This is a genomic window from Rhizobium herbae (assembly GCF_019511375.1).
GTDB lineage: Bacteria > Pseudomonadota > Alphaproteobacteria > Rhizobiales > Rhizobiaceae > Pararhizobium > Pararhizobium herbae_A.
In genome coordinates this window covers 68,806-87,098 of sequence record NZ_JAEUAO010000008.1, presented here as the reverse complement: position 1 = coordinate 87,098, position 18,293 = coordinate 68,806, and the positions used below count along the sequence as shown (strand labels likewise).

At 62.0% G+C, this 18,293-nt stretch carries 16 protein-coding genes; 8 read left to right on the top strand and 8 right to left on the bottom strand.

The genetic code is table 11. The features are described from left to right. The first annotated feature begins 15 nt into the window (after positions 1-15). The 4 genes from JNB71_RS23950 to JNB71_RS23935 all read left to right on the top strand — a co-directional run bounded on the left by JNB71_RS23950 (position 16) and on the right by JNB71_RS23935 (position 4,642). Complete coding sequence (locus JNB71_RS23950; RefSeq protein ID WP_220374272.1) at positions 16-891, top strand: F0F1 ATP synthase subunit gamma; 876 nt, start codon at positions 16-18, stop codon at positions 889-891. 24 nt (positions 892-915) lie between these two features. After that, positions 916-2,445, top strand: coding sequence for a F0F1 ATP synthase subunit beta (gene atpD / locus JNB71_RS23945; RefSeq protein WP_220374271.1), 1,530 nt, complete (start codon positions 916-918; stop codon positions 2,443-2,445). A 130-nt stretch (positions 2,446-2,575) separates the two neighbouring features. Next, positions 2,576-2,983, top strand: coding sequence for a F0F1 ATP synthase subunit epsilon (locus tag JNB71_RS23940; RefSeq protein WP_220374270.1), 408 nt, complete (start codon positions 2,576-2,578; stop codon positions 2,981-2,983). 231 nt (positions 2,984-3,214) lie between these two features. After that, a complete protein-coding gene (locus JNB71_RS23935; RefSeq protein ID WP_220374269.1) occupies positions 3,215-4,642 on the top strand; it encodes a mannose-1-phosphate guanylyltransferase/mannose-6-phosphate isomerase in 1,428 nt (475 codons plus the stop codon). Positions 4,643-4,783: 141 nt separating this feature from the next. Here the strand turns inward: JNB71_RS23935 and JNB71_RS23930 are convergent, their stop codons facing one another. Next, positions 4,784-5,887, bottom strand: a complete 1,104-nt coding sequence (locus JNB71_RS23930; RefSeq protein WP_220374268.1) for a saccharopine dehydrogenase family protein — start codon at positions 5,885-5,887, stop codon at positions 4,784-4,786. Positions 5,888-6,008: 121 nt separating this feature from the next. On the opposite strand from JNB71_RS23930, the gene JNB71_RS23925 reads away from it, so the two are divergent. Continuing rightward, a complete protein-coding gene (locus JNB71_RS23925) occupies positions 6,009-6,440 on the top strand; it encodes an Lrp/AsnC family transcriptional regulator (protein ID WP_112858791.1) in 432 nt (143 codons plus the stop codon). Here the strand turns inward: JNB71_RS23925 and JNB71_RS23920 are convergent. The 7 genes from JNB71_RS23920 to JNB71_RS23890 form a co-directional block, all read right to left on the bottom strand. Beyond that, positions 6,430-6,726: a formate dehydrogenase subunit delta gene (locus tag JNB71_RS23920; protein ID WP_220374267.1), complete on the bottom strand. Its 297-nt coding sequence runs from the start codon at positions 6,724-6,726 to the stop codon at positions 6,430-6,432. The two genes, JNB71_RS23925 and JNB71_RS23920, sit on opposite strands and share 11 nt — an antisense overlap. Continuing rightward, complete coding sequence (gene fdhD, locus JNB71_RS23915; protein ID WP_220374266.1) at positions 6,716-7,543, bottom strand: formate dehydrogenase accessory sulfurtransferase FdhD; 828 nt, start codon at positions 7,541-7,543, stop codon at positions 6,716-6,718. The genes JNB71_RS23920 and fdhD overlap by 11 nt, the downstream gene beginning before the upstream one ends. 233 nt (positions 7,544-7,776) lie before the next feature. Beyond that, a complete protein-coding gene (fdhF, locus tag JNB71_RS23910; RefSeq protein WP_220374265.1) occupies positions 7,777-10,656 on the bottom strand; it encodes a formate dehydrogenase subunit alpha in 2,880 nt (959 codons plus the stop codon). Between the two features lie 5 nt (positions 10,657-10,661). Next, positions 10,662-12,218 carry a formate dehydrogenase beta subunit gene (locus tag JNB71_RS23905; protein ID WP_220374264.1) on the bottom strand — a complete coding sequence of 519 codons (1,557 nt, stop codon included), beginning with the start codon at positions 12,216-12,218 and terminating at the stop codon, positions 10,662-10,664. Next, entirely contained in the window at positions 12,215-12,694 is a 480-nt protein-coding gene (locus JNB71_RS23900) for a formate dehydrogenase subunit gamma (RefSeq protein ID WP_220374263.1), read from the bottom strand. The genes JNB71_RS23905 and JNB71_RS23900 overlap by 4 nt, the downstream gene beginning before the upstream one ends. A 193-nt stretch (positions 12,695-12,887) precedes the next feature. Continuing rightward, positions 12,888-13,784, bottom strand: coding sequence for a LysR family transcriptional regulator (locus JNB71_RS23895; RefSeq protein WP_220374262.1), 897 nt, complete (start codon positions 13,782-13,784; stop codon positions 12,888-12,890). Between the two features lie 40 nt (positions 13,785-13,824). Next, positions 13,825-14,583 (bottom strand): SDR family NAD(P)-dependent oxidoreductase, encoded by a 759-nt coding sequence (locus JNB71_RS23890; protein WP_220374261.1) that lies wholly within the window; start codon positions 14,581-14,583, stop codon positions 13,825-13,827. Positions 14,584-14,749: 166 nt separating this feature from the next. Here JNB71_RS23890 and JNB71_RS23885 point away from each other — a divergent pair, with 166 nt between their 5' ends. The 3 genes from JNB71_RS23885 (at position 14,750) to JNB71_RS23875 (ending at position 18,291) form a co-directional block, all read left to right on the top strand. Further along, a complete protein-coding gene (locus tag JNB71_RS23885) occupies positions 14,750-15,514 on the top strand; it encodes a DeoR/GlpR family DNA-binding transcription regulator (protein WP_018328671.1) in 765 nt (254 codons plus the stop codon). 76 nt (positions 15,515-15,590) lie between these two features. Continuing rightward, the gene (glpD, locus tag JNB71_RS23880; protein WP_222857405.1) at positions 15,591-17,150 is read left to right on the top strand and encodes a glycerol-3-phosphate dehydrogenase; all 1,560 of its coding nucleotides are present in this window, start codon (positions 15,591-15,593) and stop codon (positions 17,148-17,150) included. A 46-nt stretch (positions 17,151-17,196) separates the two neighbouring features. Beyond that, on the top strand, positions 17,197-18,291 hold the full coding sequence (locus JNB71_RS23875; RefSeq protein WP_220374259.1) for an ABC transporter ATP-binding protein: 1,095 nt from the start codon (positions 17,197-17,199) through the stop codon (positions 18,289-18,291). The last annotated feature ends 2 nt before the right edge of the window (positions 18,292-18,293 follow it).

Genomic DNA, 18,293 nt, shown 5'->3' with positions numbered 1-18,293 from the left:
AGGACGGAATAACGGATGCCTTCACTTAAGGATCTGAAAAACAGGATCGCCTCCGTCAAGGCGACGCAGAAGATCACCAAGGCGATGAAAATGGTCGCCGCGGCGAAGCTTCGGCGTGCCCAGGAGGCGGCCGAGGCTGCCCGGCCTTACTCGCAGCGGATGAGCGCGGTTCTCTCGAACATCGCTCAGGCTGTCGGATCGGACGACAGCGCGCCGCGCCTGATGACCGGCAACGGCCGCGACGAGACGCACCTGCTGGTGGTCTGCACGGCGGAACGCGGTCTTTGCGGCGGCTTCAACAGCCAAATCGCCCGCTTCGCTCGTGACCACGTGCGCAACCTGCTTGCCGAGGGCAAGGCGGTGAAGATCATCTGCGTCGGCAAGAAGGGCTTCGATATCCTGCGTCGCGAATTCGCCTCGCTGATCATCGACCGTGTCGACCTGCGTGAAGTCAAGAAGATCGGCTTCGAGAACGCCGACCAGATCGGCAAGAAGATCATCGGCCTGTTCGAAAAGGACGAGTTCGATGTCTGCACTCTGTTCTATTCGGAGTTCAAGTCGGTCATCAGCCAGGTTCCGACGACGTTGCAGCTGATCCCGGCTGCGGCCCCGGCGGAAGCGGTCGCCGATACCGGCGCAATCTACGAATACGAGCCCGACGCGGGCGAGATCCTCAGCGATCTCATTCCGCGCAACATTTCGGTGCAGGTTTTCCGGGCTCTGCTCGAAAATGTTGCCGGCGAAATGGGTGCCAAGATGAGCGCGATGGACAACGCCACGCGCAATGCCGGTGAAATGATCAACAAGCTGACGCTTTCCTACAACCGTCAGCGTCAGGCTCAGATCACCAAGGAACTCATTGAAATCATTTCGGGCGCGGAAGCGCTCTAAGGTTACGGAAAGAGGGTAAGGATTATGGCTAAGGCAGCTACCCCCACAGATACAGCAGCGGCTAAGAAGCCGGCTGCCCCGCGCAAGACGGCAACTGTCAAGGCTGCTGCTGCAACCACGTCGGCTGTGGTCGCCGGCGCAACCGGCAAGGTGACGCAGGTCATCGGCGCCGTTGTCGACGTTGCCTTCGAAGAAGGTCAGCTGCCGGCAATTCTGAACGCGCTGGAAACCGACAACAACGGCAGCCGCCTTGTTCTCGAAGTTGCCCAGCACCTCGGCGAAAACGCTGTCCGCACGATCGCCATGGACTCGACCGAAGGTCTGGTTCGCGGTCAGCCGGTCGTCGACACCGGTGCTGCGATCACCGTTCCGGTTGGCGATGAGACGCTCGGCCGCATCATGAACGTCATCGGTGAGCCGGTTGATGAAGCCGGTCCGCTCGTCACCTCCGGCCGCCGCGCCATCCACCAGGACGCTCCGGCCTATGTCGAGCAGTCGACGGAAGCGCAGATTCTCGTCACCGGCATCAAGGTCGTCGATCTTCTGGCTCCTTACGCAAAGGGCGGCAAGATCGGCCTGTTCGGCGGCGCCGGCGTCGGCAAGACCGTTCTCATCATGGAACTGATCAACAACGTCGCCAAGGCGCATGGTGGTTACTCGGTGTTCGCAGGCGTGGGTGAACGTACCCGCGAAGGCAACGACCTCTACCACGAAATGATCGAATCCGGCGTCAACAAGCATGGCGGCGGCGAAGGCTCGAAGGCTGCCCTCGTTTACGGTCAGATGAACGAACCGCCGGGTGCCCGCGCTCGCGTCGCCCTGACCGGTCTGACGATCGCTGAAGATTTCCGCGACAAGGGCCAGGACGTTCTGTTCTTCGTCGACAACATCTTCCGCTTCACCCAAGCAGGTTCCGAAGTGTCGGCGCTTCTCGGTCGTATTCCTTCGGCCGTGGGCTATCAGCCGACGCTTGCCACCGACATGGGTCAGATGCAGGAACGCATCACCACCACGACCAAGGGCTCGATCACCTCGGTTCAGGCCATCTACGTTCCGGCCGACGACTTGACCGACCCGGCGCCGGCAACCTCGTTCGCCCACCTCGATGCCACGACCGTTCTGTCGCGCTCGATCGCCGAAAAGGGTATCTACCCGGCCGTTGACCCGCTCGACTCGACCTCGCGCATGCTCGACCCGATGGTTGTCGGCGAAGAGCACTATGAGGTGTCGCGCAAGGTGCAGACGACCCTGCAGCGCTACAAGTCGCTCCAGGACATCATCGCCATCCTGGGCATGGACGAACTGTCGGAAGAAGACAAGCTGGCCGTCGCCCGCGCCCGCAAGATCGAGCGCTTCCTGTCGCAGCCGTTCTTCGTCGCGGAAGTCTTTACCGGTTCGCCGGGCAAGCTGGTTGCCCTCGAAGACACGATCAAGGGGTTCAAGGGCCTGGTCAACGGCGACTACGACCATCTCCCGGAGGCCGCCTTCTACATGGTCGGCTCCATCGAGGAAGCAATCGAAAAGGCCAAGAAGCTGGCAGCCGAAGCCGCTTGATGCGTTTCGATCGGGGCGGACCAAGGCTCGCCCCGATCCTCAATCGCTGCGGCTGGATAAGTCCGGCTGTGCCGAACGGAATTCTCTACTGGCAGATTTTGGCCGGTAGCTCGAAAAGAAGCGAATGATCATGGCTGATTTCAATTTCGAACTCGTCTCTCCGGAACGCCTGCTGCTGTCCGAGCGCGTCAGCGAAGTCGTCATTCCGGCAACGGAAGGCGAGATGACCGTCATGGCCAATCACGCCCCCACGATGACGACGGTGAAGCCGGGTGTCGTGACCGTGAAGGCCGCTGACGGCACGGTCAGCCGTTACGTCGTATTCGGCGGTTTCGCCGACATCCTGCCGACGGGTTGCACGCTGCTTGCCGAATCGGCCGTTCCTGTCGAGGAGGTCGATCGCACGTTGATCGAGAAGCGCATCGAGGCCGCCAAGAACGAACTCGAAGGTATTGCGCATGGTGACGAACAGCGTACGAGGGCCGAGACGTTCCTGACCGAGCTCACCCAGTTGAACGGCATTCTCGTCGCCTTCTGAAAGGCTGATGAATGACTTTCCAACCCCGCTCCGGCGGGGTTTTCTAATAGCCACCAATTCGATTGACACGACATATTCATTTCCGGACGGCCGCTGCCGCGCTAAAGCTTTGCTTCTACATTCCCGCATTTGCGAGATGGTTTCACTAACAATCGTTTTCCGGTAGGCTGCGCCGTCGCAGACATTTTTGTATTTCGGGCGGGCCGCCCGACAAGGGACAAGAGGATACGAATGCCTTCGAAGATCGTGCCGGTCATCATGGCCGGTGGCAAGGGAACGCGGCTGTGGCCGCTGTCGCGATCGGCGGCGCCAAAACAGTTTCTCCAGTTTCTCGGCGACCATTCGCTGTTCCAGAAGACCTTGCAGCGGGTGTCTGATCCGCGGCGGTACACGCCGGCTGTCGTCGTCACCAATGCCGAGTTCCGCTTCATGGTTGCCGAGCAGGCACGAGCGCTCGAAGCGCCGCTGTCGAGCATCCTTTTGGAGCCGATCGCCCGCAATACGGCGCCGGCACTTGCCGCGGCCGCTTTTGCCGTCCAGCGTGAATATGGCGATGACGCGATCATGCAGGTTCTCGCGTCGGATCACGAGATCGACGCCGGCGACCACTATTTCGATTGCATCCGCATCGCGCGGGAGACCGCCAGGGCCGGCAAGCTTGTGACATTCGGCATCCGGCCGACCGAACCCGCGACCGGTTACGGTTACATCGAAACGGGCGCCGATCTCGCCACGGGCGCAAAGACCGTTGCCCGCTTCGTCGAGAAGCCGAACCGTGAACGCGCCGAGGAACTGCTGGCGAGCGGCCGCTATCTCTGGAACTCCGGCATGTTCATGCTGCCCGTCGGCCGGTTCCTCGCGGAAATCCTGCGCTATGCGCCGGCCGTTCACGAAGCGGCGCTGCGGGCTTTCCAGGATAGGAAGCACGATCTCGACTTCGACCGGCTTGATGAGGCGGCCTTCTCGCAGGCGCCGGACATTTCGGTGGACTATGCGGTGTTTGAAAATACTGCCGATGCGGCCGTCGTTCCATCGTCCTTCAGCTGGTCCGACCTTGGCAGCTGGGACTCCGTCTGGGCCATCGGCGAAAAGGACAAACAGGGTAATGTCGTTGGCGAAAATGCTTCGGTGAGCAACACGCGCAACTCTCTCGTCCTGTCGCGGGATATTCATCTCGCCGTGCATGGGCTGGAGGATGTCGCCGTTATCGCCAGCGAGGACGCCGTCTATGTCGGGCACCTCAAGGACAGCCAGGACGTCGGCAAGATCGTCAAGAAGCTCGCCATGTCGGCCAAGACGCGGCCGTTGACGGAAACCCACCCGACCTCCTATCGCCCCTGGGGTGACGTCTCCTCGGTGCTGAGCGGCGAACGCTTCGAGGTGAAGCGGCTCCATGTCACGCCCGGCCGCAAGATCTCGCTGCAGAAGCATCACCATCGCTCGGAGCACTGGATCGTCGTGCGCGGCACGGCGGAAATCACCATCGGCAGCGAGACCCGCCTGCTACACGAAAACGAGTCGGTCTATATCCCGCAGGGCGTCGTGCACCGGCTGACCAATCCCGGCAAGATCCCGCTGGAACTGATTGAGGTGCAGACCGGTTCCTATCTCAAGGACGATGATACTGTCCGGCTGGCCGACGAATTCGGCCGGACCTAGGATTTCGGCGCACATGCGGCCTCGACGCCACGCAAGCTCCTTTCAAGCGTGCAAATGTCCTGAATGATGAACACGAAAACGCCCGGGATTTTTCAATCCCGGGCGCTGCGGTCCATGGTCTTGTCAATGGCGCCCTGCCGGTCAGCCTGCCATTTTGTCCGCATAAGCCTTCTGCTCGTAGTAATGGCCGAAACGGCTCTTGAGGAATGCGTCGAGGCCGATTTCCTCCTGGCGGATGAAGCCCTTCGAAGGCAGTTCGCCCTTGGCCAGCATGTCCAGCACGGCGCAGATGCTGCAGGCCGTGGTGATCTGGATGGCGCTCATCATGCGGCCCGCGACGACGGCGCTGTAGACCTTGTTGGCGTAGGTTTCCTGCACGAGGCGGCCATCCTTGCGGCCTGCGACGGTGACGAAGATGATGACGACGTCCTGCATGGTAGAGGGCAGGGCGTTCTCGAATATATCCTTCAGCACGTCGCGGCGGTGGCGCAGGCCGAGATCGTTGAGCAGCGCCTTCATGATCGCGGCATGGCCGGGATAGCGGATGGTGCGGTAGTTGAGCGTTCGCACCTTGCCCTTGAGGCTCTCGCACAGCGTGCCGAGGCCGCCGGAGGTGTTGAAAGCCTCGTAGGTGACGCCGTCCAGCGAAAACTCCTCGCGTTCCTCCAGCGCCGGAACTTCGATCAGCTGGCCTTCGACGATCGCCTCGCAGGGCTCGATATATTCGTTGATGACGCCGTCCGTGCTCCAGGTCAGGTTATAGTTGAGGGCGTTGGAGGGGTATTGCGGCAGCGCGCCGACGCGCATGCGCACGCTGTCGAGCGTGTCGAAATGATGGGCAAGATCATTGGCGACGATCGAGATGAAACCCGGCGCCAGGCCGCATTGCGGGATGAAGGCGGTGCTTGCAGTTGCGGCGATGGCCTTCACCCGGCGGGTCGATTCGACGTCTTCGGTGAGGTCGAGATAGTGGACGCCGGCCTTGGAGGCGGCTTCGGCGATCGCGATCGTCAGATGGAACGGAGCGGCGCTGAGAACCGCGAACTTGCCGGCAAGCAGGCCGACCAGCGCGTTGCCGTCGTCAATGTCGATCTCGGTGGTGGTGATCGCCTCGTGCCTTTCGATCTGGAAAAGCTGCTCGGCGCTGCGGTCGGCGAGCGTGACGTGGTAATCGCCGGAATGGGCAAGAAGCCTGGCGATGGTCGAGCCGATCTTGCCGGCTCCGATGACGACGATGTTTTTCATGGCGGGTCCCCCAACTGAATCTGTCTGCTGCGATTATCGAAGTTTCGACTGTTGATATGAAGCGCTGATATGATAGAAATGCCGTACAATAATCGGCATATCGCCATTGAGGATGTACATAATGACGTTGGCCGACAAGGACAGGCAGCTTCTCTCGCTGCTCAGCGAAAACGCCCGCATGGCCACGGCGCTGCTCGCTCGCAAGCTTGGCCTCTCGCGTACCACGGTGCAGGCGAAGATCGAGCGGCTGGAGCGGGATGGGGTGATCGCCGGCTATGGCGTGCGGCTATCGGAGGATTTCGAGAAGGGGCTCGTCAAGGCGCATGTGCTGATCACGTTGGCGCCGAAGGCGCTGGCGCGGGTGACGCAGGAGCTTCATGCCATCGAGGACGTGCGGACATTGCATTCAGTCAGCGGCAGCTTCGATCTGATCGCCATCATTGCCGCCTCCTCGATCAGTGAACTCGATCTGGTTATCGACCGGATCGGCGAGATCGACGGTGTCGAGAAGACCCTGTCGTCAATCATCCTGTCGACGCGAATCAATCGCTGAAGCCGGCCTGCTGCATGGCGAGATCGACATGCTCCGGCGTCTCGGCGGCCGCAGAAGGGCTGCCAGGGCGTTTGATGATATCGGCGGCTGCGATCACGATGGGGTCAAAGCCTGCATCGCCGCGTTCGACAAGCTCGAAGAACGCCTTGCGCATGCGCGGTTCCCAGAACTTGTTGATATGCGTGGCAACGCCGTGGACGCGCTCGGCCTCCGGCTGCGACTTAAAGAAGGTGGCGATCTGGTTCGCCATCCGCACGAGTTTGGCATTGGTGTGATCAAGCGACATCGGCGATGGCTCCGGACTGGATACGGTCTGAATGGGTGAAAATCTCGAACTCGGCGCCGCGCACCAGCGCGATCAGCGTCATCCCGGCTTCGTCTGCGGTTCGGATGGCAAGCGCCGTCGGGGCGGAAATGGCGATGATGAAGGGGCTGCCGATGATGGCGGTCTTCTGTACCATCTCGACGGAAACCCGGCTGGTGACGATGACGGCGCCGCTTGCGCCGGAATGGCCGGCCCGCGCCGCTGCCCCCACCAGCTTGTCGAGCGCATTGTGCCGGCCGACATCCTCGCGCACGGCGATCAGTCCCTTGCCGGGCACATAGAAGCCGGCCCCATGCACGGCCCGCGTCTCGAAATGCAGCGGCTGCTGGCCGTTCAAGAGCGCCACAGCCTCGACGATCTGTTGTTGCGTAAGGCGTAGCGGCGAACCCGTCACCGACGGTGTCTTGCGCACCGCCTGCTCGATCGATTCGATGCCGCAGAGCCCGCAGCCGACCGGCCCGGCCATATGGCGGCGGCGGGCGGTGAGTGCGTCGTTCTGCTCGTCTTTCAGGACGATCTGCAGATCGATGCCCTTCTCGTCTGCCACCGCTTCGATCGACTCGATCGCTGCGGGATCGTCAATGATGCCCTCCGTCAGGCTGAAGCCGACGGCGAAGTCCTCGAAATCGCCGGGTGTCGCCATCATCACGGCATGGGTCGAACCGCCATAGGAAAAGGCGATCGGGGTTTCCTCAGGCACGACACGGCTGCCGGCACCGAGCTTTCCATTGCGGCGGGCGGTTTCGCGGACCTTTTGCGTGAGTTTGAACGGGGTCATGCTGCGACGGAGTGCACGGCACCCCCCTCTGTCACTGCGTGACATCTCCCCCTCAAGGGGGGAGATTGGAATATGCGGATGCTTCCGCGGGCTCTGTTTACATTCGCATTCCTAGAAAGTTCCAGGTGCAATGCAGAGGGCGCTGTGGGCGCGCACAGCCAATCTCCCCCTTTAAGGTGGAACTGCCCGACAGGGCCGAGGGGCGTGAGCACGGCAAACTCGAACATCGGAAATTACTCCGCAGCCTCCATCTTGCCGGCGATCCGGCGCGACTGGCGGGCCTGTTCGTCGTAGTCGACCTGCCATTGCGACGGACCGTTCGAGGGCGAGACCTGCACCGCCGTCACCTTATATTCGGGACAGTTGGTTGCCCAGTCGGAGAAGTCGGTGGTGATGACGTTCGCCTGCGTCGTAGGATGGTGGAAGGTGGTGTAGACGACGCCGGGGGCGACGCGCTCGGTGATCAGGGCCCGAAGCGTCGTATCGCCGGAGCGGCTCATCAGCTTCACCCAGTCGCCGTCGCGCACGCCGCGCATCTCGGCATCGTTGGGGTGGATTTCCAGCCGGTCCTCCTCGTGCCAGACGACATTGTCCGTGCGCCGCGTCTGGGCGCCGACATTGTACTGGGACAGGATGCGGCCGGTGGTGAGCAGCAGCGGAAAGCGCGGACCGGTCTTCTCGTCGGTCGCCACATATTCCGTGCGGATGAACTTGCCCTTGCCGCGGACGAAACCGTTGACGTGCATGATCGGGGAGCCGAGTGGTGCCTTCTCGTTGCAGGGCCACTGCACCGAACCCATCTTTTCCAGATAGTCGTAGGAGACCATGGCAAAACTCGGCGTCGTCGCGGCGATTTCGTCCATGATCTGCGACGGATGGCTGTAGTTCCAGTTGAGGCCCATCGCCTGCGCCAGCTTCTGGGTCACTTCCCAGTCGGCATAGCCGTTGCGCGGCGTCATCACCTTGCGCACACGGTTGATGCGGCGCTCGGCATTGGTGAAGGTGCCGTCCTTCTCGAGGAAGGTCGAGCCGGGCAGGAAGACATGCGCGTAGTTGGCCGTCTCGTTGAGGAACAGGTCCTGCACGACGACGCATTCCATCGCGGCGAGACCAGCCGAGACGTGCTTGGTATCCGGGTCGGACTGGAGGATATCCTCGCCCTGGATGTAGATGCCCTTGAAGGAGCCGTCGACGGCAGCGTCCAGCATGTTGGGGATGCGCAGGCCCGGCTCGTTCGAGATCGTCACGCCCCAGAGCTTTTCGAAGATGTCACGGGTCACATCGTCGGACACGTGGCGGTAGCCCGGCAGTTCATGCGGGAAGGAGCCCATGTCGCAGGAACCCTGGACGTTGTTCTGGCCGCGCAGCGGGTTCACGCCGACGCCGGGGCGGCCGATGTTGCCGGTCGCCATGGCCAGGTTGGCGATCGCCATGACCGTCGTCGAGCCCTGGCTGTGTTCGGTGACGCCGAGACCGTAATAGATCGAGCCGTTGCCGCCGGTGGCAAACAGCCGGGCGGCGCCGCGGATTTCCTCGGCGGGCACACCGGAGAGTTTTTCGACTTCTTCCGGGCTGTGATGCGGCTCGGCGACGAAGGCCGCCCAGTCCTCGAATTCCGACCAGTCGCAGCGCTCGCGGATGAATTTCTCGTCGTAGAGGCCCTCGGTGACGATGACATGCGCCAGCGAGGTGACGACGGCGACATTGGTGCCGGGGCGCAGCGGCAGATGATGCGACGCCCTGACATGCGGCGAGGATACCATGTCGATACGGCGCGGGTCGATGACGATCAGCTTGGCACCCTGGCGCAGGCGCTTCTTCAGCCGCGAGGCGAAGACCGGATGACCATCAGTCGGATTGGCGCCGATGATGATGACGACGTCGGTGTGTTCGACCGAATCGAAGTTCTGTGTGCCGGCAGAGGTACCGAAGGTTGCGCCGAGACCGTAGCCGGTCGGCGAATGGCAGACGCGGGCACAGGTATCGACATTGTTGTTGCCGAAGCCGGCGCGCACCAGCTTCTGGACGAGATAGGTTTCCTCGTTGGTGCAGCGCGACGAGGTAATGCCGCCGACCGAATCGCGGCCGTGCTGATACTGGATGCGGCGGAACTCGGCGGCCGTATGGGCAAGGGCCTCTTCCCAGCTGACTTCGCGCCAGGGATCGGTGATCTTCTCGCGGATCATCGGGTTGAGGATGCGCTCCTTGTGGGTCGAATAGCCATAGGCGAAGCGGCCCTTGACGCAGGAATGGCCGCGATTGGCCTGGCCGTCCTTCCACGGCACCATGCGCACCAGTTCCTCGCCGCGCATCTCCGCCTTGAACGAGCAGCCGACGCCGCAATAGGCGCAGGTGGTGACGACCGAATGCTCCGGCTGGCCGATCTCGATCACTGATTTTTCCGTCAGCGTCGCCGTCGGGCAGGCCTGCACGCAGGCGCCGCAGGAGACGCATTCCGATTCGAGGAAATTTTCATGCATGCCGGCCGAAACCCGGCTGTCGAATCCGCGTCCCTCGATCGTCAGCGCAAACGTGCCCTGAACCTCTTCGCAGGCGCGCACGCAACGCGAACAGACGATGCATTTCGCCGGATCGAAGGTGAAATAGGGGTTGGATTCGTCCTTCGGCGACCATTTGATGTTGATCGCGCCGTCATTGCGCGCCTTGACGTGGTTTTCGCCGTCATAGCCATAGCGCACGTCGCGCAAGCCGACCGCTCCGGCCATGTCCTGCAACTCGCAATCGCCATTGGCGGCACAGGTCAGGCAATCAAGCGGATGGTCTGAAATGTAGAGTTCCATGACGCCGCGGCGGACATCCTTCAGTCGCGGGGTTTGGGTGGAGACCTTTATCCCGGGCGCCACCGGCGTCGTGCACGAGGCTGGCATGCCGGCCCGGCCTTCGATTTCCACGAGACAGAGCCGGCAGGAGCCGAAGGCGTCCATCATGTCGCTGGCGCAGAGTTTCGGCACCTCGATGCCGGCCTCCATCGAAGCGCGCATGATCGAGGTGCCCTCGGGCACAGTGATCTCGTTGCCGTCGATGGTCAGGGTCACCATCTTTTCCGAGCGGGAAGCGGGAGTGCCGAAGTCGATTTCAGAAATGAGGGACATGGGAATTACTCCGCAGCTTCGACAAGAGGAGCCGGCGAAAAATCGTCCGGAAAATGGGTCATCGCGCTCATCACTGGATAGGGCGTGAAGCCGCCCAGCGCGCAGAGCGAGCCGAATTTCATCGTGTTGCAGAGATCGGCGAGCAGTTCGCGGTTCTTTTCCGGTTCGATTCCCTGGGCGATCTTGTCGGCCACCTCGACGCCGCGGGTCGAGCCGATGCGGCACGGCGTGCACTTGCCGCAGCTTTCCACCGCACAGAATTCCATGGCGAAACGCGCCTGTTTCAGCATGTCGGCCGTGTCGTCGAATACGACGATGCCGGCGTGGCCGATCAGCCCGTCTTTTGCCGCGAAGGCTTCGTAGTCGAAGGGCGTGTCGAACAGTGCGCGCGGGAAATAGGCACCGAGGGGGCCGCCGACCTGCACGGCCTTCACCGGCCGACCCGAGGCCGTGCCGCCGCCGATGTCGTCGACGATCTGACCCAGCGTCAGGCCGAAGGCTGCCTCGTAAAGCCCGCGATGCCGGACATTGCCGGCGATCTGGATCGGGATTGTGCCGCGCGAGCGGCCCATGCCGAAGTCCTTGTAGTAGCTCGGCCCCTTGTCCATGATGATCGGCACCGAGGCGAGCGAGATGACGTTGTTGATGACGGTCGGACAGTCGAACAGGCCCTTGTGGGCGGGCAGCGGCGGTTTGGCGCGCACGATGCCGCGCTTGCCTTCGAGCGAGTTCAGAAGCGCCGTTTCCTCGCCGCAGACATAGGCGCCGGCGCCGGCGCGAATTTCGATATCGAAGGCGTGCGGCGAACCGAGCACCGAAGTCCCGAGTACCCCCGCCTTATGGGCGATCTCCACCGCTTGCGTCATCGTCGCGATGGCGTGCGGATATTCCGAGCGGATATAGACGAAGCCCTTGGTCGCACCGGTCGCGATGCCGGCGATCGCCATGCCCTCGATCAGCACGAAGGGGTCGCCTTCCATGATCATGCGGTCGGCAAAGGTACCGCTGTCGCCCTCATCGGCATTGCAGACGATGTATTTGCGCACGCCCGGCGTCTCGAGCACCGTCTTCCACTTGATGCCGGTCGGGAAGCCTGCACCGCCGCGTCCGCGCAGGCCGCTCTCGGTCACATGGGCGACGATATCGGCCGGCGCCAGGGTGACGGCCCGTTCCAGCCCCTTCAACCCGTCATGCGCCCGGTAGTCGGCAAGCGACAGCGGATCGATGATGCCGCAGCGGGCAAAGGTCAGTCGCGTCTGGCTTTTCAGGAACGGCAGTTCCTCGGTCTTTCCGAGGCAGAGCGCATGATTGCCACCTTCGACCAGTCCGGCATCGAGCAGGCCGGCGACATCGGATGACTTGACCGGGCCGTAGGCGATCCGGCCTTGCGCCGTCTCGACCTCGACCATCGGCTCCAGCCAGTGCAGGCCGCGCGATCCGTTGCGCACGATGGTGGCGTCGAGGCCGCGTGCTTCGATTTCGCTTGCGAGCACCTTGGCAACACGTTCGGCGCCAAGCGCCAGCGCCGCCGCATCCCTGGGAACGTAAATCCTGACGGTCATGCGCGGACCTCCGCAACGAGGCCATCCACCGCATCCGCATCGAGCCGGCCATGCATCTCGCCGTCAAGCATTGCGGCGGGTGCTGCGGAACAGAGCCCGAGACAGTAGACGGGTTCGAGCGTTACCGCTCCATCGAGCGTCGTCTGGTGGAAATCGATGCCAAGCAGGGTCTTGACCCGTTCGGCAAGCTGGTCGCCGCCCATCGACTGGCAGGCTTCGGCGCGACAGAGTTTCAAGACATGCCGGCCTGCCGGGTGGTCGCGATAGTCATGATAGAAGGTGACGACGCCGTGCACCTCGGCACGCGACAGGTTGAGCTCGCGCGCAATGATCGGCAGGGCCTCCTGCGGCACATAGCCGAACTCGGCCTGGATTTCGTGCAGAATCGGCAGAAGCGGCCCTTCGAGCGACTTCATCTCGCTGACGATATCCAGCGTTCTGATGCCGATATCGCGGCTTGATAGATGCAGGTTCAACGTTCAGACCTCCCGAACTGAAACGAGTTTCGCTTGGCGATGAGGGACTGCCGAGACCATTTTGATCGGCGCTCCTCCAAGAACATCCGGCCGGTCAGGGCAAAAGCCGCAATCGCGCTTCGCGCAGGAAATGAGCTTTGCAGCAGCGACGGAAGGGGTCAATATGCCTGTTTCGTTGGGCGATAGATATTTTCTATCGAAAGGTTTGCGCCTCGGCCAAAATGCGGGCTTCATGCAAAAGCGCGGAGACGAGCGGGGTGAAGGGCTCGCGGTGCGTCGCCACCAGTCCGACGGTGTGCTGCGCATCCGGCTCGACAATCGGGATCAGGCGGATTTCATCGTGAAACCCGAATGATTTCCCGACGTTGTAGGGCATGATGCTGGACCAGTGGCCGGTGCGCACGTGCGAAAAAAGCACGATCATCGAGTTTGATTCGAGCGTCGGCGCGACGGTGACGCCGGCTTCGGCGAAATGCTGGTTGATGATGCGTCGGTTCTGCATATCGGCGGTCAATAGACAAAGCCGAATGCCGCCGATTTCCTTCCAGGTCACGCTTTCGCGATCCGCCAGTTCGGTTCCGGCGGCGGTGACGAGATGATAGCGCTCCACCTGCAGCGGCACGCTGGTGACGCGTCCGAGCGGCTCGTTCTCGAGATAGGTCAGGCCGGCGTCGATCTCGAGATTTTCCAGCAATCCGAGGATCTTGAGCGATGTCGTGGAAAGAATCGAGAAGGTCACTTCCGGATGTTTTTCCTGGAAGGGAGCGGTGATGCGCGGCACCATGGCAAGCGTCGTTGGCACCGCCGCCAGCCTGATGTGGCCGACGAGGCCGCGCCGGGCTGCGCGCATCTCCTCGTGCATGGTGCGCGAATCGCCGACGATGCGGCGGGCCCATTCCAGCACGCGCTGGCCTTCCGGCGTCAGGCTCTGGTAGCGCGAGCCGCGATTGACCAGCATGACGCCGAGCTGATCTTCCAGCTGCTTGATCGCGGCAGAGAGCGTCGGCTGGGTGATACCGCATTGTTCGGCGGCACGGCCGAAATGCCTCTCCTGGGCAAGGGCAATGAAGAATTCCAGCTTGTCGATCACGCCAATCCTCCCGACTGTCGTCTCGTCGGCTCTCAGCAGATCAACTGCCGCCGTTCACCTCGAGAACCTGGCCCGTGATATAGCCGGAGAGCGCGTTCGACGCGAGAAAGAGATAGGCGGGCGCGCAATCTTCCGCCGTGCCAAGCCGCTGCAGCGGGATGGTCTTGCGCGTCGCTTCCAGTTTCTCGGGCGAGGAATAGCGCTCGTGGAAGTCGGTGCTGATCGTGCCCGGCGAAACGCAATTGACCCGGATGCCGGGCGCCAGCTCGCGGGCAAGCGCTTTGGAATAGGTAGAGACGAAAGCCTTGGTCGCCGAATAGATCGATGAGCCGGCGCTGCCGCCGGTCAGCGCCGAGATCGAAACGGTGTTGACGATGGCCGGGTGCGTGCCGCGCCTGAGAAGCGGCAGCAGGGCGCGGGTGGTCTGGACGACGGAGGTCTGGTTCAGTTGCACCACCGTCTCATAGTGTTCGTCCGTCAGTTCGTCGGCTGAAAACCGGCCGACCATGGTGCCGGCATTGTTGACCAGCACGTCGATCGCCTGGAATCGCGAGGCGATGCTTGATGCAAGCAGCTCGACGCCGCCGGCGGTGGAGAAATCGGCATAGGACAGAAACGCCCGGCCGTCAGTCAGGGCTGCCTCGAGAAAGTCGGGCAGCGGCTCGCGTGCCACGCGTCCGCCGTGCAGATAGACGGTCGCACCACAATCGAGAAACTGCCGCGCCACCTCCAGGCCGATCCCGCGCCCGGCGCCGGTGACGACGACGTTCATGCCCTTGAACAGCGATGGATGAAACATTCCGTACTTCCTCCTCGGCGACGACAGGCTGTCGCATCCCGGCTTGAATTGCAACGCGCAAGTGCATGCAGGTTCATTTCGAGCGCTTATCGCGTTAATGAAATTGCGTCGCCTTTCGTTTTTGCATATTATGAAAGAAAACGAAAACGACAGGGGAGGAATATTCATGTATCTGACGGGCCGGCAGTCGGAAATCCTCGATCTTGCCAAAACGGAGGGCCGGGTTCTCGTCGATGAGCTCGCCGCGCGTTTTTCGGTGACCCCGCAGACCATCCGCAAGGATCTGAACGATCTTTGCGACGGGCGCGTGCTGACGCGCATTCATGGCGGAGCGATCTTCCCGCGCGGCAACGAGAATGTGAAATACGAAGCCCGCCGGTCGATTGCAGCGCTCGAGAAGCAGGCGATCGGCCAGGCGGCGGCGGCAATGATCCCCAACAATTCCTCGCTGTTCATCAATATCGGTACGACAACCGAGGCCGTCGGCGAAGCGCTTCTTGATCACACCGAGTTGATGGTCATCACAAATAACATCAATGTTGCCAATAGGTTGCGGGTTTTCCCGTCGATCGAGGTGGTTATTGCCGGGGGTGTGGTGCGCGGTGCCGATGGCGGCATCGTCGGCGAGGCGGCCGTCGATTTCATCCGGCAGTTCAAGGTGGACTACGCCGTCATCGGCGCGTCGGCGATCGATCACGACGGCGCGCTTCTCGATTTCGATTATCGCGAAGTGAAAGTGGCGCAGGCGATCATCGCCAATGCCCGCCATGTCATCCTCGTTTCCGATTCGACCAAGTTCGAGCGCACCGCTCCGGTGCGAATCGGCCATATAACCCAGGTTCACACCTTCATCACCGACATCTGTCCGGTCGAAAACGTGCGGACCATCTGCCAGGAGCAGGACGTCCGGCTGATCGAGACGGCACGCTAGTTTCCGCGCGGCGGGCTTTCCCTAAACATTCGTTTGACATTCGTACGAATTTCGTTTTAAGTGTTTTCACTTTCGCATGTGCTCAATATTGTGCAATGCGAAATATGGGAGGGAAGCAGTGCCTGCGCAGGACGTGTTCGACATCTTCGTCATCGGTGGCGGCATCAACGGGTGCGGCATCGCAAGGGATGCTGTCGGCCGTGGTTATTCGGTTGCGCTCGCTGAAATGGACGATTTCGCTTCCGGCACATCCTCGCGCGCCACCAAGCTCATTCATGGCGGACTGCGCTATCTTGAACATTATGAGTTCAGGCTGGTGCGTGAATCGCTGATGGAGCGCGAAGTGCTCTGGGCGATGGCCCCGCACATCATCTGGCCGATGCGCTTTGTCCTGCCCTTCCACAAGGGCGGTATCCGGCCGGCCTGGCTCATCCGGCTCGGCCTCTTCCTGTACGACCATATCGGCGGCCGCAAGCTGCTTCCCGCCACCCGCACGCTGGACATGCGCCGCGATCCGGCCGCCAAGCCGCTGAAGGCGCTGTTCACCAAGGCATTCGAATATTCCGACGGCTGGGTCGACGATGCCCGTCTCGTGGTTCTGAACGCCCGCGACGCCGCGCAAAAGGGTGCCCGCATCATGACCCGCAGCCGCGTGGTCTCTGCCCGGCGCGAGGGCGGCCTCTGGTCGGTCGATGTCGAGAATGATGCGAGCGGCGTCGTCAACACCTTCAAGGCGCGCATGCTGATCAACGCCGCCGGCCCATGGGTCGATGTGGTTCTGTCCAATGCGGTCGGCAAGAACAAGGTCCACAATGTCCGCCTGGTTCAGGGCAGCCATATTGTCGTGAAGAAGAAGTTCGACGATCTGCGTGCCTATTTCTTCCAGAATCCGGACAACCGGATCATCTTCGCAATTCCTTATGAGACCGATTTCACGCTGATTGGCACGACCGACAGCGATTTCACCGGCGACCCGAAAAACATCCAGATCACCGACGGCGAGATCAACTATCTCTGCAATGCGGCGAGCGAGTATTTCTCCGAACCGGTCAAACCCGCCGATGTCGTCTGGACCTATTCCGGCGTTCGCCCGCTCTACGATGACGGCGCCTCGAAGGCGCAGGAGGCTACGCGGGACTATGTGCTGAAGATCGATGCCAACAATGGCGACGCGCCGCTGCTCAACGTCTTCGGCGGCAAGCTGACGACCTATCGCCGGCTCAGCGAACATGCGCTGGAAAAAATCGCCGGTGCGATCGGCGCCAAGGGTGCTCCGTGGACGGCGAACAGCGTGCTGCCGGGTGGCAATTTCCCGGCTACCGGTTACGAGGCCGAAGTCGCAAAGCTGAAGAACCGCTACCCCTTTCTGGCCGAGCGCCATGCGCGCCGGCTGGTTCGGCTGTATGGCACGCTGGCCGTAAGCCTGCTCGGCGAGATCGACAGGGCCGAGGGCCTCGGGCGACATTTCGGCGCCGATCTCTATGAGGTCGAGGTGCAGTGGCTGATTAGCCAGGAGTGGGCGCGCCGCGCCGAGGACGTGTTGTGGCGCCGCACCAAGCTTGGATTGAAATTGACCCAGGCGGAAGCCGCCGGGTTGGAGGAATACATGCGGGAGACTATCCGCAAAGTTGCCTGAGGAAGCGCCGGCATGGCGCTGCCGACGGCTGGGAGGAAGCCTGAGAATGCTGGAACTGAAAAACATAACCAAGGTCGTCGGAGCGGATACGCACATCCACCCGACCGATCTTGTCCTGGAGCGGGGCTCGCTCAATGTGCTGTTGGGCCCGACGCTCTCCGGCAAGACGTCGCTGATGCGGTTGATGGCCGGTCTGGACAAGCCGACGACCGGCACCATCACCTTCGACGGAAAGGACGTGACAGGCGTGCGCGTGCAGGATCGCTCGGTCGCCATGGTCTACCAGCAGTTCATCAATTACCCGGCGATGACGGTCTATGAGAATATCGCCTCACCGATGCGCATTTCCGGCAAGGATGCTGGAACGATCGATCGCGAGGTTCGCAAGGCGGCCGAACTGATGAAGCTGACGCCCTATCTGGAGCGCACGCCGCTCAACCTGTCCGGCGGCCAGCAGCAGCGCACGGCCCTTGCCCGCGCCATCGTCAAGAACGCCAGCCTCGTGCTGCTTGACGAGCCCCTCGCCAACCTCGACTACAAGCTGCGCGAAGAATTGCGTGAGGAACTGCCGAAGCTGTTTGCCGCGTCCGGTTCGATCTTCGTCTATGCGACGACGGAACCACAGGAAGCGCTGCTTCTTGGCGGCAACACGGCGACGCTCAACGAGGGTCGCGTCAGCCAGTTCGGATCGACTATTTCGGTCTATCGCAGGCCGGCGGACATCATCACCGCAAAGACCTTTGCCGATCCGCCCCTCAACACCATCGATCTGGAGAAATCCGGCAATACTTTCGATCGCGAAGGCATCACCGTGCTGCCGGTGCCGGCACATCTGTCCGGCATTGCCGACGGCCCCTGCACGGTTGCCTTCCATCCGCACCACCTCTCACTCGCCCGTCCGCACGACACCGCAGCGGTGCTGAAGGCGCGGATCATCATTTCGGAAATCGCCGGCTCGGAAAGTTTTATCCACGTCGATTGCGCCGGTTCGCGCTGGGTCATGCTCGAACACGGCATCCACGACATCGAGCCGGACACCGCGATCGAGCTGTTCGTCGACACGCGCCATCTGATGGCCTTCGGGACAGACGGGCATGCGATCGGCGGTCATGCCGGCGGTTCCGCCTTTCGGGCGGCGTGAGG